The organism is Mesorhizobium sp. ORM8.1, assembly GCF_053005525.2.
Genome location: NZ_CM132600.1, coordinates 6,718,183 through 6,743,689 on the forward strand (window position 1 = coordinate 6,718,183; position 25,507 = coordinate 6,743,689).

Annotated in this window: 20 protein-coding genes and 3 pseudogenes; 17 read left to right on the forward strand and 6 right to left on the reverse strand. The window is 63.7% G+C overall.

Translation table 11 applies throughout. From position 1 onward, the window contains the following. The first annotated feature begins 251 nt into the window (after positions 1-251). The 3 genes and pseudogenes from ACVDG8_RS33520 to ACVDG8_RS33530 all read left to right on the forward strand — a co-directional run bounded on the left by ACVDG8_RS33520 (position 252) and on the right by ACVDG8_RS33530 (position 4,323). Complete coding sequence (locus ACVDG8_RS33520) at positions 252-1,493, forward strand: outer membrane protein transport protein (protein WP_447252298.1); 1,242 nt, start codon at positions 252-254, stop codon at positions 1,491-1,493. Positions 1,494-1,783: 290 nt separating this feature from the next. After that, a pseudogene (gene ilvD, locus ACVDG8_RS33525) lies at positions 1,784-3,509 on the forward strand (dihydroxy-acid dehydratase). Continuing rightward, positions 3,496-4,323 (forward strand): tetratricopeptide repeat protein, encoded by an 828-nt coding sequence (locus tag ACVDG8_RS33530; protein WP_447252299.1) that lies wholly within the window; start codon positions 3,496-3,498, stop codon positions 4,321-4,323. Before ilvD ends, ACVDG8_RS33530 begins: the two are co-directional and overlap by 14 nt. A gap of 31 nt (positions 4,324-4,354) precedes the next feature. Here the strand turns inward: ACVDG8_RS33530 and ACVDG8_RS33535 are convergent, their stop codons facing one another. The 4 genes from ACVDG8_RS33535 to erpA all read right to left on the reverse strand — a co-directional run bounded on the left by ACVDG8_RS33535 (position 4,355) and on the right by erpA (position 6,268). Then, on the reverse strand, positions 4,355-4,645 hold the full coding sequence (locus ACVDG8_RS33535) for a hypothetical protein (protein ID WP_447252300.1): 291 nt from the start codon (positions 4,643-4,645) through the stop codon (positions 4,355-4,357). A gap of 70 nt (positions 4,646-4,715) precedes the next feature. Next, a complete protein-coding gene (gene xth, locus ACVDG8_RS33540) occupies positions 4,716-5,510 on the reverse strand; it encodes an exodeoxyribonuclease III (protein WP_447252301.1) in 795 nt (264 codons plus the stop codon). 7 nt (positions 5,511-5,517) lie between these two features. Beyond that, entirely contained in the window at positions 5,518-5,910 is a 393-nt protein-coding gene (locus tag ACVDG8_RS33545; RefSeq protein WP_447252302.1) for a VOC family protein, read from the reverse strand. A gap of 10 nt (positions 5,911-5,920) precedes the next feature. Next, positions 5,921-6,268, reverse strand: a complete 348-nt coding sequence (gene erpA / locus ACVDG8_RS33550; RefSeq protein ID WP_447252303.1) for an iron-sulfur cluster insertion protein ErpA — start codon at positions 6,266-6,268, stop codon at positions 5,921-5,923. A 76-nt stretch (positions 6,269-6,344) separates the two neighbouring features. Between erpA and ACVDG8_RS33555 the strand changes: the two genes are divergently transcribed. The 13 genes and pseudogenes from ACVDG8_RS33555 to ACVDG8_RS33615 all read left to right on the forward strand — a co-directional run bounded on the left by ACVDG8_RS33555 (position 6,345) and on the right by ACVDG8_RS33615 (position 22,454). After that, positions 6,345-7,559, forward strand: coding sequence for a deoxyguanosinetriphosphate triphosphohydrolase (locus tag ACVDG8_RS33555; protein WP_447252304.1), 1,215 nt, complete (start codon positions 6,345-6,347; stop codon positions 7,557-7,559). 60 nt (positions 7,560-7,619) lie between these two features. Continuing rightward, positions 7,620-9,377: an arginine--tRNA ligase gene (argS, locus tag ACVDG8_RS33560; protein ID WP_447252305.1), complete on the forward strand. Its 1,758-nt coding sequence runs from the start codon at positions 7,620-7,622 to the stop codon at positions 9,375-9,377. 103 nt (positions 9,378-9,480) lie between these two features. Further along, positions 9,481-12,918, forward strand: a complete 3,438-nt coding sequence (locus ACVDG8_RS33565) for an SPOR domain-containing protein (RefSeq protein ID WP_455707397.1) — start codon at positions 9,481-9,483, stop codon at positions 12,916-12,918. A gap of 130 nt (positions 12,919-13,048) precedes the next feature. Then, on the forward strand, positions 13,049-14,068 hold the full coding sequence (nagZ, locus tag ACVDG8_RS33570; RefSeq protein ID WP_447252308.1) for a beta-N-acetylhexosaminidase: 1,020 nt from the start codon (positions 13,049-13,051) through the stop codon (positions 14,066-14,068). A gap of 62 nt (positions 14,069-14,130) precedes the next feature. Continuing rightward, positions 14,131-14,931 carry a segregation and condensation protein A gene (locus tag ACVDG8_RS33575; RefSeq protein ID WP_447257164.1) on the forward strand — a complete coding sequence of 267 codons (801 nt, stop codon included), beginning with the start codon at positions 14,131-14,133 and terminating at the stop codon, positions 14,929-14,931. Continuing rightward, the gene (gene scpB / locus ACVDG8_RS33580) at positions 14,928-15,677 is read left to right on the forward strand and encodes an SMC-Scp complex subunit ScpB (protein WP_447252309.1); all 750 of its coding nucleotides are present in this window, start codon (positions 14,928-14,930) and stop codon (positions 15,675-15,677) included. The genes ACVDG8_RS33575 and scpB overlap by 4 nt, the downstream gene beginning before the upstream one ends. A 180-nt stretch (positions 15,678-15,857) precedes the next feature. After that, a complete protein-coding gene (locus ACVDG8_RS33585; protein WP_140815787.1) occupies positions 15,858-16,079 on the forward strand; it encodes a twin-arginine translocase TatA/TatE family subunit in 222 nt (73 codons plus the stop codon). Between the two features lie 83 nt (positions 16,080-16,162). Next, on the forward strand, positions 16,163-16,927 hold the full coding sequence (gene tatB / locus ACVDG8_RS33590) for a Sec-independent protein translocase protein TatB (protein ID WP_447252310.1): 765 nt from the start codon (positions 16,163-16,165) through the stop codon (positions 16,925-16,927). Beyond that, positions 16,924-17,784 carry a twin-arginine translocase subunit TatC gene (gene tatC / locus ACVDG8_RS33595; protein WP_447252311.1) on the forward strand — a complete coding sequence of 287 codons (861 nt, stop codon included), beginning with the start codon at positions 16,924-16,926 and terminating at the stop codon, positions 17,782-17,784. Before tatB ends, tatC begins: the two co-directional genes overlap by 4 nt. 101 nt (positions 17,785-17,885) lie before the next feature. Then, positions 17,886-19,191: pseudogene (gene serS, locus ACVDG8_RS33600) on the forward strand (serine--tRNA ligase). Continuing rightward, positions 19,191-19,950, forward strand: a pseudogene (gene surE, locus ACVDG8_RS33605) (5'/3'-nucleotidase SurE). The pseudogenes serS and surE overlap by 1 nt, the downstream one beginning before the upstream one ends. A gap of 9 nt (positions 19,951-19,959) precedes the next feature. Next, positions 19,960-20,613 (forward strand): protein-L-isoaspartate(D-aspartate) O-methyltransferase, encoded by a 654-nt coding sequence (locus ACVDG8_RS33610; protein ID WP_447252313.1) that lies wholly within the window; start codon positions 19,960-19,962, stop codon positions 20,611-20,613. Positions 20,614-20,939: 326 nt separating this feature from the next. Further along, the gene (locus ACVDG8_RS33615) at positions 20,940-22,454 is read left to right on the forward strand and encodes a peptidoglycan DD-metalloendopeptidase family protein (protein ID WP_447252314.1); all 1,515 of its coding nucleotides are present in this window, start codon (positions 20,940-20,942) and stop codon (positions 22,452-22,454) included. Positions 22,455-22,692: 238 nt separating this feature from the next. On the opposite strand, the gene ACVDG8_RS33620 is transcribed toward ACVDG8_RS33615, so the two are convergent. Next, a complete protein-coding gene (locus ACVDG8_RS33620; RefSeq protein WP_447252315.1) occupies positions 22,693-23,583 on the reverse strand; it encodes an NAD-dependent epimerase/dehydratase family protein in 891 nt (296 codons plus the stop codon). Positions 23,584-23,692: 109 nt separating this feature from the next. Between ACVDG8_RS33620 and ACVDG8_RS33625 the strand changes: the two genes are divergently transcribed. Beyond that, entirely contained in the window at positions 23,693-24,514 is an 822-nt protein-coding gene (locus ACVDG8_RS33625) for a helix-turn-helix domain-containing protein (protein WP_447252316.1), read from the forward strand. Positions 24,515-24,542: 28 nt separating this feature from the next. Here ACVDG8_RS33625 and ACVDG8_RS33630 read toward each other — a convergent pair whose 3' ends face one another. Further along, positions 24,543-25,418, reverse strand: a complete 876-nt coding sequence (locus ACVDG8_RS33630; protein ID WP_447252317.1) for an ATP-binding protein — start codon at positions 25,416-25,418, stop codon at positions 24,543-24,545. Positions 25,419-25,507: the final 89 nt, after the last annotated feature.

Sequence of the window (25,507 nt, forward strand, 5' to 3'; positions counted from 1 at the left end):
GTTGCCATAATGTAACAATGGGGCCAATACCCGCCAAAAACAGCCATTTTCGCACTGTTTTGACCGGTTTTTCCCATTTTCTTGGCCGTTGGATGCCGGTTGGAGCGATTTATGCGGCTGTGCCGACCCTAGTCACCGTGGCGAAAATGCGCGCTGTCAAGGTGTACATGTACAACTTTTGAAATCGTTGTTGCGTCCTTAACCCGAATTGGTTCTAGCTTGAGCCACTTGTATTTCGGGGAGGGAATTCCATGAACAATCTGCGGCTCAAAGCGCTGTTCGGGGCAGGGTGTTTTTCACTGGCTCTGGTCGGAGCTGCGATGCACCCCGCGCATGCCGGTGGCATTGAACGCGGTGGTTACGATATCGACCTTCTTTTTGATCCGGCTCCTTTCGCCACGGAAGCGGAAGCGACCTACGTGATGCCAGATCGCAAACTTAAGAACGCGAAGGATACCGACCCGTTCAACGGTACCGTCGTAGGTTCGACCAGTGCCAAGGACAGCGAGAACTACTGGGTGCCACGCATCGGCGTAAAGGCGCAAGTCGTGCCAGGTGTCGACTGTATGTTCGACTACTCGCAGCCTTGGGGTGCGCATACGGCGCCTGGCCAGTGGGTTGGCGCGCAGTCCAACATGGAAACTAAAATCAACAGCGACAACTACGCAACTACCTGCTCCTATAAGATGGATGCCGGCAAGGGCCAGGTTCGCTTTATTGGCGGCGTGTTTTATCAGGAAGTCTATGGCTTCAAGGAAGACCTTGTGTCGCCGCTCTTCCCGAATTTCTCCGGCACCGGTCGCGTCGATTTGTCGAGCAGTGGTTGGGGTTGGCGAGCCGGACTGGCCTACGAAATTCCTGAGATCGCGTTGCGCGCCAGCCTTGTCTACAATTCCCAAGTGAAGCTGGACAACATCTCGGGTACCCTTGACCTAACCCATGTCGGCGGTCCGCTTGTTCCGATCTATGGTGAAGCTTCGATGCCGGATTCCGTCGAATTGAAGGTTCAGTCGGGTATAGCCCCCGGCTGGCTTGCGTTCGGTTCGATCAAGTGGGTCAACTGGAGCATTCTGCAGAGCATTCCGATCTGCTCGCAGGCTTCAAAAGGGGTTGCCGCCTGTACGACGACCTCTCCGATACCGGTCAGGTGGACCTCCCTGGATCTGATGTATCGGGACGGCTGGACGGTCAGCGGCGGTATTGGCCACAAGTTCAACGATCAGTGGAGTGCTGCTGGTCAGCTCACGTGGGATCGTGGCACCTCGCATGGTTACGGTTCGCAGAGCGACACATGGACCCTCGGCGGCGGCGTCGCCTACACGCCGCGCCCGAACGTCGAAATTCGCCTGGCCGGCGCGATCGGCGTGTTGACGAGCGGCCATTCCGGCACCTTGACTGACAAGAACGGCTATGTGGCCGGTACCGATGTAAGCTATGACTTCGGCAACGACTTGGTCACGGCAGTGTCGGGTGGAATCAAGATCAAGTTCTAAGTTTCTGAAAATTCGAGAAAAAGGCCGGGCAACGCCCGGCCTTTTTTGTTGTCCGATTGGCGGCCCGACCTGATCTCCTGCCGCGACGTTGCAGATTCACCGCACAACCCGCGCCTCATGTGATTGTGACGTTTTGGCAACAGTTTATGAACAACCCCCGCGCTAAAAGACTTGCCGAGGGAACCGCCCATTTCCCGCCATAAACCCGGAGCACCCGAGATATGTCCCGGGGCACGTGTCAGGTTGGCGCGGCGATGGGACCGGCCGCGGGGTGTGCGGCAAGGACGATGATGGACGCCAAGGTAATCTCCAAGGCCAAGCTGCCGAGCCGCTACGTGACCGTTGGTCCGGCGCGCGCGCCGCATCGCTCCTACCTCTACGCCATGGGACTTTCGGCGGCCGAAATCGCGCAGCCTCTAGTCGGCGTCGCCAGCTGCTGGAACGAAGCCGCGCCCTGCAACATCTCGCTGATGCGCCAGGCGCAGGTGGTGAAGAAGGGCGTGGCGGCCGCCAACGGCACGCCGCGCGAGTTCTGCACCATCACCGTCACCGACGGCATCGCCATGGGCCACCAGGGCATGAAGTCGTCGCTGGTGTCGCGAGAGGTGATTGCCGATTCGGTCGAGCTCACCATGCGCGGCCATTGCTACGACGCGCTGGTCGGACTTGCCGGCTGCGACAAGTCGCTGCCCGGCATGATGATGGCGATGGTGCGGCTCAACGTGCCGTCGATCTTCATCTATGGCGGCTCGATCCTGCCCGGCAGCTATCGCGGCAGGCAGATCACCGTACAGGACGTGTTCGAAGCGGTCGGCCAGCATTCTGTCGGCACCATCAGCGACGCTGAACTGCTCGAAATCGAACAGGTCGCTTGTCCGTCGGCCGGCTCATGCGGCGCGCAGTTCACCGCCAACACCATGGCGACCGTCGCCGAGGCGATCGGTCTGGCGCTGCCCTATTCCTGCGGCGCGCCGGCGCCCTATGAGATGCGCGACCGTTTCAATTTCGCCTCCGGCGAGAAGGTCATGGAGCTGATCGCCAGGAACATCCGGCCGCGCGACATCGTCACGCTGAAGGCGCTGGAGAATGCCGCAACGGTGGTGTCCGCCACTGGCGGCTCGACCAATGCCGCATTGCACCTGCCGGCGATCGCGCATGAGGCCGGTATCAAGTTCGATCTTTTCGACGTGGCCGCGATCTTCGAGAAGACGCCCTACATCGCCGACCTCAAGCCGGGCGGCAAATATGTCGCCAAGGATATGTTCGAGGCCGGCGGCATCCCGTTGTTGATGAAGACGTTGCTCGACCATGGCTATCTGCATGGCGACTGCCTCACCGTGACTGGCCGCACTTTGGCCGAAAACATGGAGCACGTTGCCTGGAATGACAGCCAGGATGTTGTGCGTCCCGCCAATCGGCCGATCACCAAGACAGGCGGCGTTGTGGGCTTGAGGGGGAACCTCGCCCCTGAAGGCGCGATCGTGAAGGTCGCCGGCATGTCGGAACTGACATTTTCCGGTCCGGCGCGCTGCTTCGATCTCGGAAGAGGAATGTTTCGAAGCGGTCACGCAGCGCAACTACCAGGAGGGCGAGGTTCTCGTCATCCGCTACGAGGGGCCGCGCGGTGGTCCGGGCATGCGTGAGATGCTGTCGACGACGGCGGCACTTTACGGCCAGGGCATGGGCGGCAAGGTGGCGCTGATCACCGACGGACGCTTCTCCGGCGCGACGCGCGGCTTCTGCATCGGCCATGTCGGGCCGGAGGCGGCGGTCGGCGGGCCGATCGGGTTGATCCGGGATGGCGACGTGATCTCGATCGATGCGGTCAAAGGCACGATCGAGGTGGCGCTGTCGGATGCCGAACTGGCGGCCCGGGCAAAGAATTGGACGGCGCGCGAGACCGATTACCAGTCCGGCGCAATCTGGAAATATGCGCAAACCGTAGGGCCGGCGCGCGATGGCGCGGTCACCCATCCGGGTGCCGCCAAAGAAACGCACTGCTATGCGGACATCTGAGGTGTTGAGGTCAACTGTCTTTTCGGCACTGGTCGCTTTCGCGATCTTGGGCGCCGTCGGACAGGCCATGGCCTTCGACGACAAGGTGTTCGACGACAAGACCGGCGTGAAGCCGAAATCCTCCCCTTGGGCAGTCTTCCAGTTCGGCTTTTCGGCCTACAAGAACGGCCATAAGGACCAGGCGGTCGAGGCCTACAAATACGCCGCCGAGAACGGCCAGATCGGCGCCACCTGGAAGCTTGCGCGCATGTATGCCGAAGGCGACGGCGTGACGCGCGACGACTATGCCGCCTTCAAGTTCTTCTCCGAGATCGTCGATCAGGACGTCGAACCGGGCTCACCGGAAGAAAGTTATGTGTCGGACGCGCTGGTGGCGCTTGGCGATTATCTGCGCAAGGGCATCCCCGGCAGTCCGGTGGAGGAAAACGAAGTCGCCGCGCAGGAATATTACATGCGCGCCGCCGCCAATTACCGCAATCCGAACGCCCAGTTCGAGATCGGCCGGATGTTCCTGAAAGGCGAGGGCGGTGTGAAGGCCAGCGTCAAGCAGGCCGGCCGCTGGCTGCAACTGGCAGCCGAGAAGGGTCATGCCGGCGCGCAAGCGACGCTTGGCAACCTTCTGTTCCAGAGCGGCAAGGTCGTGCGCGGCCTGGCGATGATGACGGCGGCGCTGGAGCGTGCTCCGCCGGCCGACCAGACGTGGATCCGCAGCATGCAGGAGGATGCTTTCGCCGCCGCCGGCGAGGCCGACCGCCGCACGGCGATCTCGCTTGCCGATGACATTCTGACCAAGGGCAACAACGGCGACCAGTAGGCGCTGTTGATCTCCCGGCAGGGCCTCCGTCTTAGTTTTCCGTCGGCTCCGTCGGCGCCGTGTTGGGCGCCGGCGTCATCGAGGTCGGATGCGGTTTTGGCGTCTCGCCGGGGCATTCGTCCTTGATCTTGGTCCAGGACGTGTTGTTGAGAACCATGTCGCAGCGGGCGAAGTGAGCCTGGTCGGCAACCGTCAGGCAGGCCATCTCACCGACATTGAACGACTTGCCATTGGCCAGGCAAGTCGGCGCCGCCAGCAGCGGCGCCGGCGCGGAAAACGCCAACGCAAGCCCGAGCGGCCAGGAATGAATTCGGATCGCCATGAAACCCCGCAACAAGCGCATGAAACGCGCGATTTGTGGCGATATCAGGGTCCGGCAAGGGCCTGGAGGTTCAGGCCGGCTGCAGGCTGAGTTCGATAGCCACCGGCACGTGGTCGGAGGGTTTCTCCCAGGCGCGCACGTGTTTTTCGACCGAGGCCGACGAGAAGCGGTTGGCCGCTTCCGGCGACAGCAGCAGGTGGTCGATGCGGATGCCGTTGTTCTTCTGCCAGGCGCCGGCCTGGTAGTCCCAGAAAGTGTAGACATCGGGCGAATCGGTGACGGCTCGTACCGCTTCGGTGAAGCCGAGGTTCTTCAGCCGGCGGAAAGCCTGCCTTGTCTGCGGCTGGAACAGCGCGTCACCCAGCCAGTTGTCGGGAAACCTGGCGTCGGCGCGTTCGGGAATGACATTGTAGTCGCCGGCCAGCACCAGCGCTTCCTCCAGGCGCAGCCGCTCTTCGGCCCAGCGCTCCAGCCTCGCCATCCAGGATAGCTTGTAGGCGAACTTGCGTTCGTCATCGATCGGGTTGCCGTTGGGCAGGTAGAGCGAGACGACGCGCAGCGCGCCCTGGTCAGTCGAAAAAACGCCCTCGATGAAGCGGGCATGGTCATCGGCATCGTCGCCCGGCAGGCCGCGATTGACCTCGTCGAAGGGCAGCTTGGACAGGATGGCGACGCCGTTGAAGCTCTTCTGGCCGTTGGTCTCGACATTGTAGCCCAGCGCCTCGATCTCGGCGCGCGGGAACAGCTCGTCAACGCTCTTGATCTCCTGCAGGCAGACGATGTCCGGCGCGCTCTCGGTCAGCCAATGGGTGAGATTGCCGATGCGGGCGCGAACGCCGTTGATGTTCCAGGTGACGATCTTCATGCGGACCTCAATGCTGCTCGGACGGGAGACGTTCGACAAGGCCGATCGTATTGCCTGCGGGGTCCTTTAGAAAGGCCATCCATTCGCTTTCCCCCGCCGGGCCGAACTGGCCCTCGGTGTCGCGATGGACAAGGGCCGGCGGCGCGATGAAAGGAATACCGGCGGCTTTGGCCTCTGCGTGGAAAGCTTCAAGCCCGATGATGTCGAGATAGACGGTGCCTGCCGGAACGCCGTCGGTGAAGAGCAGGCGCACATCCCCGGCCAGGATGAAGGCCATGCCGGGCGGATCGTAGCGGGCGTGCACATTCATGCCGAGCACACCCTGCCAGAAGGCAAGCGTCGCATCGAGATCTCGACCGGCCGAGAGCGCGACCTGACGGACCGCGCCGACGCCTGGCATCCGGGATACGCTAGATGGAGAAGCTGGTGCCGCAGCCGCAGGAGGCGACGGCGTTCGGGTTCCTGATCTGGAAGGACTGGCCCATCAGGTCGTCGACGAAGTCGATCACCGAGCCGCCCATATAGACAAGCGACAGATCGTCGATCAGGACCGTGGCGCCATCCTTCTCGATGGCGACGTCGTCGTCGTTGCGCGTATCGACCAGATCGAACTTGTAGGAAAAGCCGGAGCAGCCGCCGCCTTCGACGGAAACGCGCAAGGCCGTCTTGCCGGCTTCGCCAGAGACGATTTTCGCGATCCGCTTGGCGGCGGAGTCGGTCATCTCGACTTTCATGGCAGTCTTGGCATCAGCGCCCATGGGCGTCACCTTGCTTTCGGTTTCACATGATAGGTATGAAGCGGGAAGGGGCAAGTCAACTGCGGCGGCATCAGCCATGTCAAATGAGCTTGGCGACATTGGGTTCGGCTATCGGCCGCGCGCAGCCTATGCCTGCGATCCGGCGCAATCGCGCGGCCGCCTGTTTCCCGAGGCCGAAAGCCCGACGCGCACGCCGTTCCAGCGCGACCGCGACCGCATCATCCATTCGACCGCTTTTCGCCGGCTGAAGCACAAGACGCAGGTCTTCGTCGCCCACGAAGGCGACCACTACCGCACGCGCCTGACGCATTCGATCGAGGTGGCGCAGATCGCTCGCGCCCTGGCGCGGGCACTGCGTGGCGACGAGGACCTGGCCGAAGCTGTCGCCCTTGTCCACGATTTCGGTCACACGCCATTCGGTCACACCGGCGAGGACGCGCTCAACGAGAAGATGGCGACCTGGGGTGGTTTCGACCACAACGCGCAGTCGCTGCGTGTCGTCACGCGGCTCGAGCGGCGTTATGCCGAGTTCGACGGGCTGAACCTCACCTGGGAAACGCTGGAAGGGCTGGTCAAGCATAACGGCCCGCTGACCGATGCGAGCGGGAAGGGGCTCAAGGGTCCGGTGCCGCAGGCGATCCGCGATTATTCCGAGCTGCACGACCTCGAGCTCGACCGCTTCGCCGGCATCGAGGCGCAATGCGCGGCGATCGCCGACGACATCGCCTACAACACACACGACATCGATGACGGTCTGCGCGCCGGCCTGCTGACGCTGGAGATGCTGGAAGAGGTCGGCTTGCCCGGCTCGATCCTGAAGGGTGTGCGCGTGAAGTATCCTCAGCTTGACGATGTGCGCACCGGCCATGAGCTGATGCGCCGGCAGATCACGCTGATGGTCGAGGACGTCATCGCGTCGACGACCGCCAACATCGAACGCCTGAAGCCGGACAGCGCCGATGCGGTGCGCGCTGCAGGCGAGACCCTGGTGACCTTCTCGGCCGGCATGGCCGCGGCGGAGAAGGAGCTGAAGGCCTTTCTCTACAAACATCTCTACCGGCACGCGGAGGTGATGCGCGTGCGGGCCGAAGCGGAGCAGATCGTCCGCGACCTGTTCGATGTCTATTTCGCCGATCCACGCGCCATGCCGGATGGCTGGCGCGAAGGGCTCGACCGGGCCGAGGATCGCATCAAGGCGCGCAGCGTGGCCGACTTCCTGGCCGGCATGACCGACACCTACGCGATCAAGGAACACCGGCGTCTGTTTGACCATACGCCCGATTTGAGCTAGGGCGAGCCACGATTTTGCCGGCCAAACGGCCGGTCGCCCTTAAAGCCCAGAGCATATCCCATGAATATCTTCGCCGATTTCAACGCGCGGATCGTAAAAGCTGTCGAAGCCCTTGACCTGAAGGACAAGGATGGCGCGTCGCCGGATCTGTCGCGCATCGCCGTCGAGCCGCCGCGCGACGCCAGCCATGGCGATCTTGCCACCAACGCCGCGATGGTGCTGGCTAAGCCGACCGGCGAGAACCCGCGCGCGCTGGCGGAAAAGCTGGTCGAGGTGCTGCGCGCCGATGCCGATGTCGCTTCGGCCGAGGTCGCCGGGCCCGGCTTCGTCAATCTGAGGCTGAAGGACGGTTTCTGGCATACGCATCTGACGTCGCTTCTTGGCGAAGGGCGCGATTACGGGCGTTCGAAGATCGGCGGCGACCGCAAGGCGAATGTCGAATATGTCTCGGCCAATCCGACCGGACCCATGCATGTCGGCCATTGCCGGGGTGCCGTGGTCGGCGACGCGCTCGCCAATCTGATGGCCTTCGCCGGCTTCGACGTCACCAAGGAATATGTCATCAACGACGCCGGGTCGCAGATCGACGTGCTGGGACGCTCGGCGATGCTGCGCTATCGCGAAGCGCTCGGCGACGACATCGGCGAAATCCCGTCGGGTCTCTACCCAGGTGATTATCTCGTTCCCGTCGGCCAGGCGCTGGCCAAGGAATTCGGCCGTAACCTGCTGCAGATGCCGGATGACGAGGCGCTGGCCATCGTCAAAGATCGTACCGTCGATGCGATGATGGTGATGATCCGCGAGGATCTGGCGCTGCTCAACGTGCATCACGACGTGTTCTTCTCCGAGCGCACACTGCATGCCGACAACGCCAAGAAGATCCGCGCGGCGATCGCCGACCTGACGCTGAAGGGCCATATTTACAAGGGCAAGCTGCCGCCGCCCAAGGGCGAGAAGCCTGAGGATTGGGAAGACCGCGAGCAGACGCTGTTCCGCTCGACCGCGGTCGGCGACGACATGGACCGGGCGCTGGTCAAGTCGGACGGCTCGTTCACCTATTTCGCCGCCGACGTCGCCTATCTCAAGGACAAGGTCGAGCGCGGCTTCGTCGAGCTGATCTATGTGCTCGGCGCCGATCATGGCGGCTACGTCAAGCGGCTGGAGGCGCTGGCGCGCGCGGTTGCCGGCGACAAGGTCAAGCTGACGGTCCTGCTTTGCAACCTGGTCAAGCTGTTTCGCGACGGCGAACCGGTCCGCATGTCGAAGCGTTCGGGTGATTTCATCACCTTGCGCGAGGTGGTGGAGGAGGTTGGCCGCGACGCGATCCGCTTCATGATGCTTTACCGCAAGAGCGATGCGCCGCTCGATTTCGACTTTGCCAAGGTCACCGAGCAGTCGAAGGACAATCCGGTGTTTTATGTGCAGTACGCGTCGGCGCGCTGCCATTCGGTGTTCCGCCAGGCGAGCGAGCAGTTGGGCGAGCCGAATTTCGACCGCGACCGGCTGTCGGCATCGGTGGCGACGCTGGCCGACGAGGGTGAAATCGCGCTCATCCGCAAGCTGGCAGAATACCCGCGGCTGATCGAATCCGCCGCACTTGCGCAGGAGCCGCACCGGCTCGCTTTCTACCTCTATGATCTCGCTTCCGGCTTCCATGCACAGTGGAATCGCGGCAACGACAATCCGGACTTACGTTTTGTTAAGGTTAACGACCGAGAATCAACCTATGCCAGACTAGGGCTGGTGCAGGCTGTTTCGGATGTCTTGACGTCCGGCCTGACGCTGATCGGGGCAGACGCGCCCACCGAAATGCGTTAGGTTTAACTAAAAAACCTGTCACCTTTTGCCCACATTGCGCTGGTAATGGCCAACCCTGCGCGACGTCCATGGCGTCCGACTGTGTGCGAGTTCGGGAACAATAATGGCAGACAGAACCCCGCTGAAAATAGCCGACCACAACGACATCGCCGCCGACGATCCGTTCGCGGAACTGACCCGGATCATGGGCTTCGACCCGCGCCAGCCGGTCAGGCAGCCTGCCGGCGAAAGAGCCGCGCCGGCAAACCAGGTTGCGGATGAGGCCGATTTCGACATCGACCTCGAAAAGGAGCTGATGGGCGAACTCGACGCTGTCGAGGACAGTGCGCCGGTCGCGCAGCAGCCGCATCTCTACCGGATCGCGCAGGAGCCGGCTTACGAAGCCGCCAGCACGCCGGCGAATGACGACGAACTCACCGCGTCCTTCGAACAGGATTTCGTCTTCGATGACGCGGCCGACCACGCCGACTTCGCCACGGCCCGATTTTCCGAACCAAAAGTATTCGAACCAAAGTTTGCGGCCGAACCCGAAATCGCCCCCGAGCCTGAAGTCGCTTTTGACGATGATTTCGACAAGGCAGTCGCGGGTTCTTTCGATGCATCGAGGTTCGAGGACGAACCCGCAATCGACCAGGAGATGGCCGCTTCGCTGGATCAGGATTTCCAGTTCGACCATCACGAAGCCGCCGACGTCCATCAGCAGGCCGTCGAGGCTGTGCAGTCCGCCAGCGAAACGGCGTTCGACGCCGATTTCGACAATGCGGTGCAGATGTCGCTCGAAGACGAGATGGCGTTCGACACTCAAGAGCCGGAGCAGCATCCCGTAGCCGCCGAGCCGACCGAGGCTCATGCCGCCGCTCCGCTGATTTCCGAGGATGACTTTACCGGCCATTTCGACCAGGCGATGACCGATGTCGATTTGGGTCTCGGTGAAGATTTGCGTCTCAGTGAAGATTTGGACCTCGGTGAACGCGAGGATTTCCAGGAGCCGGAGCTGCCGGTTGCCGACGAGCCGGCGCCGGCTGTCGAAATGCCTGCCGAGGTTCAGCACTTCGCGGTTGAATCCGAGCCCCACGATGCCGAACCCGTCGCCACGCAGTCCCTCGACGATGATTTCGAGCTGAGCTTCCGCGATACCTTGAACGAGGAGCCGCAGGCTCCGGCCGAACCCGTCGCCGCGCAGTCCCTCGACGATGATTTCGAGCTGAACTTCCGCGATGCCTTGAACGAGGAGCCGCAGGCTCCGGCCGTCGAGCCCGTCGCCGCGGCCCGGCCTTACCTGATCCAACCGGCTCCTGTCGCCGCCGCGCCGGTTCCGCCCGTCGCCGCGGTCGAGCCGGCAAAGCCTGCTGCAAGCGAGCGCAGCCTCGAGGACGAGCTCAACGCGCTGCTCGGCGCCATGACCGCGCGGCCGATGCCGACGGTCAAGGAAGCCGCTCCGGCGCCGCAACCTGTCGTGCAGCCAGCCAGCTACGCCGCCCCGAAGGCGGTCGAGAACCTCGATTGGGGTCTCGACAAGCGCCAGGCGTCGCAGCACGCACAGCCCGTCGAAGACGATCTGGACGATCTGCTCGCTAGCGAGCTCGACCGCCAGGATTTCGCACCTTCGGCTTCCAGCACGGAGCCCAGCGTCGATTTCGATGACGACGCTTTCGATGCCGCTGTCACCAAGGGTATCGAGGCCGAGCACGCAGCCGCGCCGAGCATGACCGCTCCGGCCGGGAGCCCGGCCAATTCGCTCGACTGGCCGGCATCCGCCGAGCCGGCCAGGTCGTCGTGGAGCCGTTCAACCCCGACCGCCGCTTTTTCGACGCAGCCTGCATTTGCCGCACAGCCGGCGCCCGTTGCGCCGCAGATGGCAGCGCCCGTTGCGCCGCCGCAGGCCGCGGCGCCTGCCTATCGCAGCGAACCGGCTATGGATTACTCCGCCTATGCCAGGCCTGCCGCGCCGCAGTCCCGCCAGCATGATGACGCGCCTGACGTGGAAACGGTCGATGTGCCGGAGCGTGTTGTCGCTCTTGCGGACGACCTCGACATTCCGGAGCTCAGCTTCGAGGAGGACCAGCCGGCGGCGCCCGCCTACGACGATCTCGACGCGGAATTCGCCAGTCTGCTCACCGACATGAACGCGACGGAGATCGCACCCACGACCGCGCCGAAGCGTGGTTATGAGGACGATTCCTACAACGCCGGCTTCAATGGCTATGAGCGTCGCGATCTGCGCGCCGAGGCGCCGGCCGCTCCGGCGGCGCCCGCTTCATACGCCGTCGCCAACGACTACGACGCCGACGATTTGCCCGGCAGCCGGCCGGTTTCGCAGGCCGACGATTTCGCCACCGACGAGCTCGACTACGATCCCGAGCTCGAAGAGGCGATGGCGATCCCTGGACTTGCCGAACGTGAAGCGGCACAGCCACGCCGGCGTGGAATGATGATCGCGGCGCTTGTCGGCGCGGTGGTGATCGCCGGCGGTCTCGGCGCGCTTGCCTTCTCCTTCGGTGGCAAGGGTGGCGGCGAAGCGCCGGTGATCGTCAAGGCCGACAATTCGCCGATCAAGATCAAGCCGGAAAACCCGGGCGGCGCGGTGGTGCCCAACCAGGACAACAAGGTCTATGACGCCGTGGTCAAGGGCGGCACGGCCAAGCCCGCCGAGCCGGTGCAGCAGAAGCTGGTGAACACCACCGAGCAGCCGGTCGACGTGGCATCCAAGGAGCCGCAGCAGAGCCGCGTCGTCGATCTTTCGCCCAACGATGGAGACGCCTCGGCAGGCGCCACGGATGCTGCTAACAAGCCGGACGCGGCCTTGCCTGGCGTCGCGCAAGCGGCTCCGGCAAATGCCCAGCCGGCCGCGCCGGCGCCGAAATCGGAAGACCGCATCGCCCAGGTGCTGCAGCAGGACAGCGGCAACGGCGCCAATACCGATGTCGTTGCCGTTGCGCCGCGCAAGGTCAAGACGATGATGGTGAAGCCTGACGGCTCGCTGGTTCCGCGCGAGGACCCGGTTCCGGCTGCTGCGCCGAAGATCGCCGCGGCCGAGCCGACCGATCCGGCGCCGCAGCATGTCGCACCGGCATCCGACGGCCAGCAGACAGGAACCGTGGCTTCCGACGGGGACCAGGCTGATACGGCTGTCAAGCCGGTGAAGCCCGCAAAGAAGATTGAGGCCAAGGCTCAGTCGAGCAACACGCCGGCCATGGTGCCGGTGGCGCCGGCGCGCCCGTCCGACCAACCGGTCGACATCGTCGGCGAGGTAAAGCCCGACCAGGTCGCCTCCATCGATCCGGCGGCTGCCGGCGGCGGCGCGTGGTCGATGCAGATCGCTTCGCAGCCGACGGTTGAAAGCGCGCAGTCGTCCTACCAGGATCTGCAGCGTCGTTACGGCAGCGTGCTTACCGGCCGCACGGCCAGCATCGTCAAGGCCGAAGTCGCGGGCAAGGGCACGTTCTACCGGGTTCGCGTTCCGGCGAAGTCGCGCAACGACGCGATCGCGCTCTGCACCAGCTACAAGGCGGCCGGCGGCAACTGCTTCGTGTCGCGCTGATCGATCTGACCCTCTCAAGCCGGCGCCGCCGCAAGGCCGCGCCGGCTTTTCGTTGTGGACGGTTGTCAGCTTTCGGATACCGGAAGGCAGGGTGATTCCCTTTGCCCGCCCAAAGCCCTAAGATTCCTCCATGAGCGAATCAAAATCCATGATCCTCGGCTGCGCCGGGAAATCCCTCACTGACGAGGAAATCCGCTTCTATCGCGATGAGCGCCCGTGGGGCTTCATCCTGTTTGCCCGCAATATCGGCGAGGCCGGGCAGATCCGTGACCTGGTCGCTTCGATGCGCGATAGTGTCGGGCGGCCCGACGCCCCGGTCTTCATCGATCAGGAAGGCGGCCGAGTGCAGCGCCTGCGGCCACCGCTGGCGCCGAACTATCCCGCGGGCGGCGCGCTCGGCGCTTTGTGGCGCGATGACCGCGAAGCCGGCCGCCGCGCTGCCTGGCTGATGGCGCGGCTGCACGCCTTCGATCTTTCCCGCCTCGGCATCACGGCCGACTGCCTGCCGGTGCTCGACGTCCCGGTCGAGGGCGCCAGCGACGTTATCGGCGCGCGGGCCTATGGCAAGGAGCCGGCAGCCGCGATCGAGCTTGGCCGCGCCTCTGCCGAAGGATTGATGTCGGGTGGCGTGCTGCCGGTCATGAAGCATATTCCCGGTCATGGCCGCGCCTTGGCCGACACGCATTTTGCGCTGCCGACGGTCGATACGCCGCTTGCAGAGCTGCGGCAGCATGATTTCGCTCCGTTCAAGGCGCTCAACCAGCTGCCGATGGCGATGACGGCGCATGTCGTCTACAGCGCCGTCGATCCCAACAATCCGGCGACGGCCTCGGCCAAGGTCGTCAACGACGTCATCCGCGGCGAGATCGGCTTTGACGGGCTGTTGATGAGCGACGACACCTCGATGAAGGCACTTTCTGGGGATTTCCCGACAAAGGCGGCTTCGATCCTTGCGGCGGGCTGCGATCTCGTCCTTCACTGCAACGGTGTTTTCGAGGAAATGTCGGGCATCGCGTCGCGCACGACGGCGCTTTCGGGCAAATCTTTGCAGCGCGCGGAGCTGGCGCTGACCTATATAAGAAACCGCGACGTCGCCGACGAAACCGCGATACGCGCTGAATTTGCCACCTATTTCGAAGCGGTGGCCTGAACCGAAGGGACGAAAGGCAAGTGGCGGAGACATTGGAAGTGAAGGCCGCCAAGGCCGCGCCGATGGACCGTCTGTGGGCCGAGAACGACGACTCACGCCTGACGGGTGACCCGTCGCTGGTGGTCGATGTCGCCGGCTTCGAAGGGCCGCTCGACCTTCTCTTGCATCTTGCCCGCAACCAGAAGGTCGATCTGGCGCGTATCTCCATCCTGGCGCTCGCGGAGCAGTATCTGGCCTTCGTCGAGACGGCAAGGACGCTGCGGCTGGAGCTTGCCGCCGACTATCTGGTGATGGCGGCCTGGCTTGCTTTCCTGAAATCCAAGCTGCTGATCCCGAAACAACCGGGTGAAGAGGGCGAGAGCGGCGAGGAACTGGCAGCGGTGCTGCAGTTCCGGCTCAAGCGGCTGGAAGCCATGCGCGATGCGTCGGCAAGGCTGGTCAACCGCAACCGGCTCGGCCGCGATGTGTTTGCGCGCGGCATGCCGGAGATGGTCATCGTCGAGAAGCGCAACAGCTTCTCGGCCTCGCTCTACGATCTTTTGACGGCCTACGCGCAGCAGCGCCAGAAGCAGGCGATCAACAATGTGACGATCGCCCGGCGCGCCGTCTGGTCGCTGAAGGACGCGCGCGACGTGCTGGCGCGGCTGGTCGGAACGTTGAGCGACTGGACCGCGCTCGACAGCTTCCTCATCGAATATCTGGCGGCGCCGGAAGAAAAGCGCACGGCAATGGCCAGCTCGTTTGCCGCGACGCTCGAAATGGTGCGCGAGGGCAGACTGGAAATGCGGCAGGACCAGGTGTTCGCGCCGCTTTATCTGCGCGGCCGCGCGCAAGGGGCACGAGCAGTCGAGGTGGCATCATGAGCGAACGCGCCAACGCTTCGGTCATTCCGTTCAAGGTCGAGGACGAGCCGGAAGAGGCCGAGCAGGGGACCGTCCAGAACCCGGCCGAGCGGCTGCAATTGTCGGAAGCCGTGCGCATGGCCGAGGCGATCATTTTTGCCAGCGCCGAGCCGGTGACCGAGAAGCAGCTGACCGCGCGCCTGCCGGACGGCGTCAACATTGCCGCGGCGATGGCCGACCTGCAGGAAATCTACGCCAAGCGCGGCGTCAATCTGGTCCGCGTCGGCGATGCCTGGGCGTTCCGCACCGCCGGCGACCTGGCTTTCCTGATGAGCCGGGACTCCGTCCAGCAGCGAAAACTCTCCCGCGCGGCGCTCGAAGTGCTGGCGATTATCGCCTACCACCAGCCGGTGACGCGCGCCGAGATCGAGGACATCAGGGGCGTCGAGACCTCGAAGGGCACGCTGGATACGCTGCTCGAGACGGAATGGGTGCGCATGCGCGGCCGCCGCCGCACACCCGGACGCCCCGTCACCTATGGCACGACGGACGCTTTCCTCGACCATTTCGCGCTGGAGGAAATCCGCGATCTGCCCGGCATGGAAGAGCTGAAGGGTGCGGGGCTTCTCTCGACGCGCATGCCGTCGAATTTCTCGATGCCGGTGCCGCCGGCCGATCCGGATGCGCTGACCGAGGACGAGGATGCGCTGACCGATATCGACCTCGAAGAGCTCGGATTGCTCACGCCGCGCGTCACGGAAGATTGAGCCGCGAATTCGGCTTGGATGGTCTATTAGCAAGCCCTGCGCGGATTGGTAGCAAGCCGTTGACGCCGAAAGTGCGTGACATCGGCCTGCCATTTTATCAACTTCTTTGCGGTTGTGTTTGAATCCCCGAGCGAAAACGCATAGATCATCGCCGAGGGAAAACATTCGAGAGAGATCGTTATGGGTTCATTTTCGATTTGGCACTGGATGATCGTGCTGGTCATCGTGCTTCTGGTGTTCGGGCGCGGCAAGATCCCCGAACTGATGGGCGACATGGCCAAGGGCATCAAGAGCTTCAAGAAGGGCATGGCCGACGACGACACCGCCGACGACAAGCGGACCGTCGAGCACCGTGCCGACGAGACCGTTTCGTCGGTCAAGGAAAAGGCCAGCAAGAGCTGAGCTCGGTTGTTGCTTTGAGCGTGCCGTTGTCCCAAAGCCGCGTCACATTTTTGGGCGGCATGCTCTGGTTGGAATAGATTGCCATGTTCGAAGTCGGTTGGAGCGAACTGCTGGTGATCGCGGTCGTCATGATCGTGGTCGTCGGGCCGAAGGATTTGCCCAACATGCTGCGCACATTCGGCCGCACGGCGGCGAAACTGCGCGCCATGGCAGGCGACTTCCAGAAGCAGTTCAATGACGCCTTGAAGGAAGCCGAGCTCGACGACGTCAAGAATTCGATCGACAGCCTTCGCGGCCTCAACCCGTTGAACGAGGTCCGCAAGCAGCTCAATCCGTTCGAGCAGGCCGCGGCCGATGTGCGGTCCGGCGTCGATACGATGATGAAGCCCAAGCCCGCCGTCGACCCCGCAACGCCGCCGGCATCGACCCCGCAACCCGCCGAGCCGCTCAAGAACGGCGCGACCGACATGCCGGGCGTCAGCGGAGCGGAGACCGCCCCAGCCGCGCCGGCCTTCCCAGCCATGACCGACGCATCCGTGACCGCGCCGGTCGCGGCAACCGCCGTGCCGGCCCAGCCGGTGAAGAAGGCGGCGACCTCCAAGGCAAAGCCTGCCGGTGCGAAAACCGCGGCGGCATCCAAGACCCCGGCTGCCAAGGCGTCGACCAAGCCTTCGCCGGCCAAGTCTTCGCCGGCTGCGGCCAAGGCTGCGCCGATCGCCAAGAAGGCGGCGCCCAAGACGGCAGCGCCCAAGACTGCGGCGCCCAAGACTGCGGCGAAACCGGCTGAGGCCAAGAAGCCTGCCGTGACCAAAGCGGCCACCAAGAAGACGGCGGGAGCCGCCAAGTGAGCGCATCGGACGTCGACAAGGAAGAGATCGAGAAATCCTCGGCGCCGCTGATAGAGCATCTGATCGAACTGCGCCGCCGTCTGATCTGGTCGCTGGGCGGCTTCTTCGTCGCTTTCCTGGTCTGCTTCTTCTTCGCCAAGCGGTTGTTCAACCTGCTTGTCGTGCCGTTCAAATGGGCGACGCAGTGGGCCGGGCTCGATCCGCACAAGGTCGAGCTGATCTATACCGCGCCGCAGGAGTTCTTCTTCACCCAGGTGAAGCTCGCCATGTTCGGCGGCATGGTCATCGCGTTCCCGCTGATCGCCACGCAGATCTACAAATTCATCGCGCCGGGCCTCTACAAGAACGAGCGCAACGCCTTCCTGCCGTTCCTGATCGCGTCGCCGCTCCTGTTCCTGATGGGCGCCTCGCTGGTCTATTTCTTCTTCACCCCGATGGTGATGTGGTTCTTCCTGGCCATGCAGCAGGCCGGCACCAACGACCAGGTGCAGATATCGCTGCTGCCGAAGGTGTCGGAATATCTCAGCCTCATCATGACGCTGATCTTCTCCTTCGGCCTGGTGTTCCAACTGCCGGTGGTGACCAGCCTCTTGACGCGCGTCGGCATGCTGTCGTCCAAGGCGCTGGCCGAAAAGCGCAAATGGGCGATCGTGCTCTCCTTCGTCGTTGCCGCGGTGCTGACGCCGCCCGACCCGATGAGCCAGTGCGGCCTCGCTATCCCGACCATCATTCTCTACGAGGTGGCGATCTGGTCGGCGCGCATGATCGAGCGCAGCCAGGAACGCGAACGCCTGGCGCGCGAGGCGCGCGAGAATGGAAGCAGCGCGGCCGAAAAGCCTACGGATACGCCAACGTAAGGCCGGCAATCGCCTGAAAAACACGGCCGGCGCGCCCGGCTGTCTTGCATCGACAAAAGATGCGGTTTACGCCCTCGAACCAAACCTGAGGACGGACAACCATGCTCGACATCAAATGGATTCGCGAAAACCCAACGGCCCTTGTAGAGGCGCTGGTGAAGCGTTCCTGGTCGGCAGGCGAAGCGCAGTCCACGGTCGACGATCTGGTCGCCAGGGACGAGGCGCGGCGAGAGCATCTGACCGAGTTGCAGGTCAAGCAGGAGCGCCGCAATGCCGCCTCCAAGGAGATCGGCAACGCCATGCGTTCGGGCGACGCCGCACTTGCCGAGAAGCTCAAGGGTGAAGTCGGCGAGATCAAGTCGTTCATCCAGAACGGCGAGGCGCGCGAACGTGAGCTCGACAAGGCATTGAACGACGCGTTGGCCGTGCTGCCCAATGTGCCGCTGGACGACGTGCCGGTCGGCAAGGACGAGCACGACAATGTCGTCAAGCGCATCGTCGGCGACGTGCCGACGCGCCCGAACTGGGTGAAGGAGCATTTCGAGATCGGCGAAGCGCTCGGCATGATGGATTTCGAGCGGGCGGCAAAGCTGTCCGGCGCGCGCTTCACGGTGCTAAAGAGCCAATTGGCGCGCATGGAGCGCGCGCTCGGCCAGTTCATGCTCGACCTGCACACGACAGAGCATGGCTATACTGAAGTGCAGCCGCCGCTGATGGTGCGCGACGAGGTGCTGTTCGGCACCAACCAGCTGCCGAAATTTGAGGAAGACCTGTTCTTCACGCCGCATGGCGACGGGCGTCTCGGCCTGATCCCGACGGCGGAGGTGCCGCTCACCAACCTCGTGCGCGAGGAAATCACCGCGCATGAAAAACTGCCGCTGCGCTACACGGCGCTGACGCCGTGCTTCCGCTCGGAGGCGGGCTCGGCCGGTCGCGACACGCGCGGCATGCTGCGCCAGCATCAGTTCTACAAGGTCGAGCTGGTCTCGGTCACCGACCAGGAAAGCTCTCTGGCCGAGCACGAGCGGATGACGCAATGCGCCGAGGAAGTGCTGAAGCGGCTCGGCCTGCCGTTCCGAACCATGACGCTGTGCACCGGCGACATGGGTTTCGGCGCGCGCAAAACCTATGACATCGAGGTCTGGCTGCCGGGCCAGAACGCCTATCGCGAGATCTCGTCCTGCTCGGTCTGCGGCGACTTCCAGGCGCGGCGCATGGATGCCCGCTACAAGGACAAGGACGGCAAGGGCAACCGATCTCGTTCATACGCTGAACGGTTCGGGCACCGCGGTCGGTCGCGCTCTCATAGCTGTCATCGAAAACTACCAGAATGAGGATGGCAGCGTAACCATTCCTGAAGTGCTGCGGCCTTACATGGGCGGTCTGGCAAAGATCGAAGCGAAATAATGCGCATTCTATTGACCAACGACGACGGCATCCATGCCGAGGGGCTGGCGTCGCTCGAACGCATCGCCCGCACGCTGTCGGATGATGTGGGTGGTGGCGCCGGAGCAGGACCAGTCGGGCTATGCGCATTCGCTGTCGATCTCGGAGCCGCTGAGGCTGCGCAAGATCGGCGAGAAGCACTATGCCGTGCGCGGCACGCCGACCGATTGCGTCATCATGGGCACGAAGAAAATCCTGCCCGGACCGCCGGACCTCATCCTGTCCGGTGTCAATTCCGGCGCCAACATCGCCGATGACGTCACCTATTCCGGCACCGTCGCCGGCGCCATGGAAGGCGCGTTGCTCGGCGTGCGCTCGATCGCGGTCAGCCAGGCCTATTCCTATGTCGGCGAGGACCGCGTCGTCCCTTACGAGACGACCGAGGCGCTGGCCCCGGCGCTCTTGAAAAAGCTGGTTGAAACGCCGCTGCCGGACGGCGTGCTGCTCAACGTCAATTTCCCCAATTGCGCGCCCGACGAGGTCGAGGGCACGGTCGTCACCTCGCAGGGCAAGCTGGTGCACAGCCTGTGGGTCGACGAGCGCCGCGACGGACGCGGCCTGCCTTACTACTGGCTGCGCTTTGGCCGCGAGCCGGTCGAAGGCAAGCAAGGCACCGACCTCTACGCGCTGCGCAACAGGCTGGTGTCGGTGACGCCGCTGCAACTCGACCTTACCGCCCATGAACTCCGCGACCAGTTGAGCAAGGCGTTGTCAGAATAAGGTTTTGGCATGAACACGATTGTCGACGAACGCGAAGGGTTTGCCGCTTTCCTGCTGCGCCTGCGGGGCAGGGGAACGGCGCCGAAAGCGCTCATCGCCGCCTTCGAGGCGACGCCGCGGCGCGGCTTCCTGTCGGCGCAGTTCCACCAGATCGCCTGGTCGGACGGCATGCTGCCGATCGAGTGCGGCGAGGCGATCGAGGGCGCCGACCTGCAGGCGGCGGTGATTGCAGCACTTCACATCGAGCCGGGCAACCGCGTGCTAGAGGTCGGCACCGGCTCGGGCTATACGGCCGCCGTGATGTCGCGGCTCGCGGCGCGCGTCATCACCGTCGACCGCTACAAGACCCTGATCGAACAGGCAAAGCAGCGTTTCGAAGCGCTCGCCATCGGCAACGTGATTGCGCGCCAGGCCGACGGTTCCAACGGTCTGGCCAATGAAGGGCCATTCGACCGCATCGTCGTCTGGGCGGCCTTCGACAGCCTGCCACGCTTTTTGCTCGACCAGCTGTCGAGCGGCGGCATCGTCATCGCGCCGATCGGCCCCGAGGAGGGCGAGCAGGTGCTGGCCAAGCTCACCAAGGTCGGCAGCCGCTTCGAGCGCGAGGATATCGGCATGGTCAGGCTGCAGCCGATCCTGCCCAGCATCGCCGCGGTGATCTGATATCGTTCCGGTGCGAAGCGGCTTTCCGTCTGGCGTCGCGGCTTGCTCAGCGAAGGCGGTGGTCTTGTCGGGCATGAACAGCGTGTTACCTTGAGGCAACAATCCGGATTATTTGAGTAGAAAGCCTGCGTGCACGCGGTGCGCCCCTGTCGCTGGTCTTGGCCGATGGGGCGCCAAACCGGCGTGATAGCTGGCTTTTGCCGGCGCCAGAATTTCTCCCAATGTTTTAAGAAAATTTTCGTCGGATTCTAATGGGTTAACCGGCCAGTAACATTAACGCGCTTTAATCACGGTCAGTTTGTACCGGGTCTGTGCGGGTTAGTGCGATGCAATTCAATTCCTTGAAAGCAAACAGACGCAATCTGGCGCGTGGCTGCGCTGTCTTGATGATCGCCGGCGCGGCCGCCGGCTGCAGCTCCCAGGCGATGCGCTTCAACGGTGTCGACGATGTCTTCACATCGTCCACCAACAACCAGCGCGCCATCATCAACAAGCAGGGTGCCGATCAGCCCTATCCGGGCGATACGGTCGCCGCTGCGCCGGTTGACGGCACCCATACCCAGTCGGTCAGCCGCTCCAGCCTGGAGCCGGTCACGGCCCAGCAACTGCCGCCGCCCTCGCAGCCGGCGTCCGTCAGGCCGATGCGCAGCGCCTCGGCGCCGGCGCTCGCTCCCGCGCCGCATGTCGACAGGACGATGACGACAGGCACGGTTGCGCCCGCGGCAAAGCCATTCAAGACGGCTGAGCCCGATGCAACGCGCAACGCAAGTGCCGCGCCGCACGCTACCGAGATCGTGGTCCGTGACGGCGAGACGCTTTCGGGCCTGGCGCAGCATTATCATGTGCCGGCCGATGCCATCGCCAAGGTCAACGGGATCGACCCGAAGAAGGGCATCCGGTCTGGGCAGAAGATCGTCATTCCGGCCTACGCCTATTCGAGCAAGGCCGAGCCGAAGGTCGCCGACGCCAAGCCGGTGAATGCTCCGAAGGAGCCGGCCAAGGGACCTGAGAAGGTCGCGGTGTTGCCGCAGCAGCCGAAGCTGAAGGATGGCAAATCGGCCGCCCAGCTCGACGCTTCGGCCGCGGCGAGCGGTTCGAAGAACCCGAAGCCCGCGCCGCAGATGGCAGCGGCCAAGCCTGCCGGCGCCGGCGGCACCTACACGGTACAGCAGGGCGACACGCTGTCGTCGATCGCCAGGAAAACCGGCGTCGGCACCACGGCGCTGAAGCAGGCCAACGGCATGAAGGACGGTCTGCTCAAGATCGGCCAGACGCTCAAGGTTCCGGCTGGCGGCACTGTCCAGGTGGCAGCCGCCAAGACTGCGGCCGCCAAGCCGGCGATCGATCCGGTGACGACGGCAACGACGCCGCCGGCGGCCAAGACGACCGAGACGCTTGCCTCCTACACGCCGCCTAAGAAGGACGCCAAGGTCATCCAGCAGGCCGAGGACGACGATGCGGTGGCGCCCGATGGCACGGGCATCGGCAAGATGCGCTGGCCGGTGCGCGGTCGCGTCATCTCAGGCTTCGGTTCCGGCAAGGACGGCGTCGACATCGCGGTGCCGACCGGTACGCCGATCAAGGCGGCCGAGAACGGCGTCGTCATCTATGCCGGCGACGGGCTCAAGGAATTCGGCAACACGGTGCTGGTGCGCCACGAGAACGGCCTGGTCACGGTCTACGGCCACGCCAGCTCGATCGAGGTGCAGCGCGGCCAGAAGGTTAAGCGCGGCCAGGAAATCGCGCTGTCGGGCATGAGCGGCACGACGGACTCGCCCAAGCTGCATTTCGAAGTGCGCAAGAATTCGGCCCCGGTCGATCCGACCGGCTATCTCGAATAGAACAAAAAACGCGATTTGCGGTCCGTCTGACCTCCAGTCCGGCCCGCCGGCTCAGCCCGCTCCGAAAGGGGCGGGCTTTTTCAGTTTTGCGCAAAAAAGCCCGCCGGCAAGGCTTAGAGCGTTTCACCGTTTCCCGGAAACGGCGAAGCGCTCTAACTCTTTGTTTTTACGCAATTCCGGACGGAGGGTTACGGCGAAGTCGCCGAACTTAACCGCTCACACTTTTCCTGGAATTGCTCTAGAGGTGATCACGGAGCGTGTCGGCGATCATCTCCTCGAGGCTGCTCGCCTTCACGCCTAGAAGTGCCTCGGTGTCCGAGGAATCGACCAGCATCGGGCTCTCGAAGAGGTAGCTCATCTCGATGAGTTCATGCATGCCCAGTGCTTCCATCTCGGCGACGGAATAGGAACGTGTCCCCGGCACCTCCCGTCCAAGCATCGCCGCGGTTTTCCGGATGAGCTCCCGGGGTGAGGCGTGCTGCGAGGGAACGTGAAACGCTCGTCTCCATTCGCCCGTGTAGCGGGCGGCCGCTACCAATGTGCTGGCGACATCCTTGGTGAAGCTCCAGGCATGCGTTGCGTCGAGGTCTCCAATGAAGGCGGTGGGCTTGCCCTCGATGATGGAGGGCAGCGCGACCAGCGAGAAGTAGCTGATCGCGCCATGTCCGAGATAGTCGCTGGAGCGGACTTCGATTGCCGGTATATCGGCGCGGACCGCACGCTGCCACATGATCGTCCTGGCGGTTCCCTTCTTCGACGTCGGGTCCAGAGACAGGTCGGAGCGCAATGGGCTGTCGGCATTTTTCCCATAACCATAGAGATTACCGAGCACGATGAGCTTCGCGCCGACTGCTTCGGCCGCGCGCACGGTGCCGTCGATGATTGGGAAAAAGTCGGTCGGCCAGCGATGATATGTGGCCATGGCGCACATGAAAATGGCATCGGCGCCTCGGCAGATGCGCGACAGTTCCGCGGCATCGGTGGCATCGGCCGGTATGGCCCGCACGTTCTGCAACGCATTCGAACCGACGCTTCGGCTAGTGAGAACGACATCATGTCCTTCTTCGCCAAGAAGCCGGGCGGTCTCGCGTCCAACCGGGCCCGCGCCGACGACAACACAGAAACTCATGGCAACCTCTTCCAAGCTTGATGAGAGGCGTGAGTACAGGGTCGCGGCATTGAAAATCGCGCGGGAATTGCCAAATCTTGAGCAGGTTTTGCCAATCAATCGAGGGGCCATGCGTCCGCAATTCGCTTCGGACCTATCGCCGTCCGGCGTAACGATGGTTTCCCGGCATATCGAGGCAGGTGTCCATCGCCTGTCGCGGGCGCCGCACCATCGCATCATGGTGCATGCAAGTGCGGCGACACGCTCCTACTGCAATCAGGTCGGGCGGTATTTTGTCAGGCGCGCCGGCGATATCGACCTGGTGCCGGCTGGCGAGGAGGGCGGTTTCGAGGCTGAAACCCCGTTCGACACGACCGAGATTGTCTTGCAGCCAGCCTTGATGGAAAGGGTTGCCGCGGAACTTGGCGGCAGGGCGCTGGCATCGCGGCTGGACACACGCCATTTGCTTCGTGACCAGCGCATCGAGCATCTTGCTCGGGCACTGCAGAGCGATCTCGATGCAGGCGCGCCGAGCGGCTCTCTGTTTGCCGACAGCATTGGCGCCGCGCTCGCGGTCAGGCTGCTTGGCCTCGATGAACCAGACACCGATCGAACGAACCGGCTGTCGGATACCCAGCTCAAGCGCGTCCTGGAGTATATCGAGGCTGCTCTCCATGAGCCGCTTTCGATCCATCGGCTAAGCCGGGTTGCCGGCGCGAGCAGCTCGCATTTGCGGACATGGTTCAAGGTGGCGACCGGCGTCACCCTGCATCGCTACGTGTTGCGACGTCGCGTCGAACGCGCCCGCATCCTGTTGCAGCGAGGCGACCTCAGCACAAGCGAGGTGGCGGAATTGACGGGCTTCGCGCACCAGTCACATCTGGCGCATTGGATGCGGCGCGAGACCGGCCAAACGCCACGCGACGTGCGACGGGCGCAGCCTCCCAGATGACATCCCGCAATTAGCGTCAGCGACGCGATCAATCCTTGAGCGGCTTGCCGAGCCTGCCGGCCAGGTCTTGCGTGAACTGCCAGGCGACGCGGCCGGAACGGCTGCCGCGCGTCGTTGCCCATTCCAGCGCTTCGGCGCGCAGCTGCTCGGGGTCGATGTCGAGGCCATGATGGCGGACATAGCCGTCGACCATGTCGAGATATTCGTCCTGCGAACATTTGTGGAAGCCGAGCCAAAGGCCGAAACGATCGGACAGCGAGACCTTTTCCTCGACCGCTTCCGACGGGTTGATGGCGGTCGAGCGCTCATTGTCGATCATGTCGCGCGGCAACAGATGCCGGCGGTTGGACGTGGCGTAGAAAATGACGTTGCCCGGCCGACCCTCGACGCCGCCTTCAAGTGCTGCCTTGAGCGACTTGTAGGAGGTGTCGTCATGGTCGAAGGAAAGGTCGTCGCAAAACAGGATGAAGCGGTACGGCGCCGCCTTCAGCAGGCCCATCAGCTTGGGCAGCGTGTCGATGTCCTCGCGGTGGATCTCGATGAGCTTGAGCGGCAGCTCGGACTTGGCCCTGGCATTGATGTCGGCATGCACCGCCTTGACCAGCGATGACTTGCCCATGCCGCGCGCGCCCCACAACAGCACGTTGTTGGCGGCAAAGCCGGCGGCGAAGCGCTCAGTGTTGTCGACAAGGATGTCGCGGACGCGGTCGACACCGCGGATCAGGCCGATGTCGACGCGGTTGACCTTGCGCACCGGCTCCAGATAGCCGGGATCGGCCTGCCAGACGAAGCAGTCGGCTTCCGAAATGTCGGTCTCCGGTACAGGCGGCGGGGCGAGGCGGGAGACCGCCTCGATCAGGCGCTCGAGTTTCTTGTTCAGGGCGTCAAGGCTGGTGTCGGTCATATCAGGTCTTTGTCTTGGCATTTCGCAATGCGGAAACAGCTCCTTGGCCGCGCTGCAAGAACCAGCCCCAAGCTTTTGTTGGAGCATGA

What these genes read in the sequence shown, in the direction of transcription:
- ACVDG8_RS33565 (WP_455707397.1), top strand. Translation starts at nt 9,481, where the DNA reads ATGGCAGACAGAACCCCGCTGAAAATAGCCGACCACAACGACATCGCC.
- ACVDG8_RS33545 (WP_447252302.1), bottom strand. Translation starts at nt 5,910, where the DNA reads ATGCCAGGCGTCGGCGCGGTCCGTCAGGTCGCGCTCTCGGCCGGTCGA.
- erpA (WP_447252303.1), bottom strand. Translation starts at nt 6,268, where the DNA reads ATGGGCGCTGATGCCAAGACTGCCATGAAAGTCGAGATGACCGACTCC.
- scpB (WP_447252309.1), top strand. Translation starts at nt 14,928, where the DNA reads ATGAGCGAACGCGCCAACGCTTCGGTCATTCCGTTCAAGGTCGAGGAC.
- ACVDG8_RS33615 (WP_447252314.1), top strand. Translation starts at nt 20,940, where the DNA reads ATGCAATTCAATTCCTTGAAAGCAAACAGACGCAATCTGGCGCGTGGC.
- ACVDG8_RS33620 (WP_447252315.1), bottom strand. Translation starts at nt 23,583, where the DNA reads ATGAGTTTCTGTGTTGTCGTCGGCGCGGGCCCGGTTGGACGCGAGACC.
- ACVDG8_RS33630 (WP_447252317.1), bottom strand. Translation starts at nt 25,418, where the DNA reads ATGACCGACACCAGCCTTGACGCCCTGAACAAGAAACTCGAGCGCCTG.
- ACVDG8_RS33535 (WP_447252300.1), bottom strand. Translation starts at nt 4,645, where the DNA reads ATGGCGATCCGAATTCATTCCTGGCCGCTCGGGCTTGCGTTGGCGTTT.
- ACVDG8_RS33555 (WP_447252304.1), top strand. Translation starts at nt 6,345, where the DNA reads ATGTCAAATGAGCTTGGCGACATTGGGTTCGGCTATCGGCCGCGCGCA.
- argS (WP_447252305.1), top strand. Translation starts at nt 7,620, where the DNA reads ATGAATATCTTCGCCGATTTCAACGCGCGGATCGTAAAAGCTGTCGAA.
- ACVDG8_RS33625 (WP_447252316.1), top strand. Translation starts at nt 23,693, where the DNA reads ATGCGTCCGCAATTCGCTTCGGACCTATCGCCGTCCGGCGTAACGATG.
- nagZ (WP_447252308.1), top strand. Translation starts at nt 13,049, where the DNA reads ATGAGCGAATCAAAATCCATGATCCTCGGCTGCGCCGGGAAATCCCTC.
- xth (WP_447252301.1), bottom strand. Translation starts at nt 5,510, where the DNA reads ATGAAGATCGTCACCTGGAACATCAACGGCGTTCGCGCCCGCATCGGC.
- tatB (WP_447252310.1), top strand. Translation starts at nt 16,163, where the DNA reads ATGTTCGAAGTCGGTTGGAGCGAACTGCTGGTGATCGCGGTCGTCATG.
- ACVDG8_RS33575 (WP_447257164.1), top strand. Translation starts at nt 14,131, where the DNA reads ATGGACCGTCTGTGGGCCGAGAACGACGACTCACGCCTGACGGGTGAC.
- ACVDG8_RS33585 (WP_140815787.1), top strand. Translation starts at nt 15,858, where the DNA reads ATGGGTTCATTTTCGATTTGGCACTGGATGATCGTGCTGGTCATCGTG.
- ACVDG8_RS33520 (WP_447252298.1), top strand. Translation starts at nt 252, where the DNA reads ATGAACAATCTGCGGCTCAAAGCGCTGTTCGGGGCAGGGTGTTTTTCA.
- ACVDG8_RS33530 (WP_447252299.1), top strand. Translation starts at nt 3,496, where the DNA reads ATGCGGACATCTGAGGTGTTGAGGTCAACTGTCTTTTCGGCACTGGTC.
- ACVDG8_RS33610 (WP_447252313.1), top strand. Translation starts at nt 19,960, where the DNA reads ATGAACACGATTGTCGACGAACGCGAAGGGTTTGCCGCTTTCCTGCTG.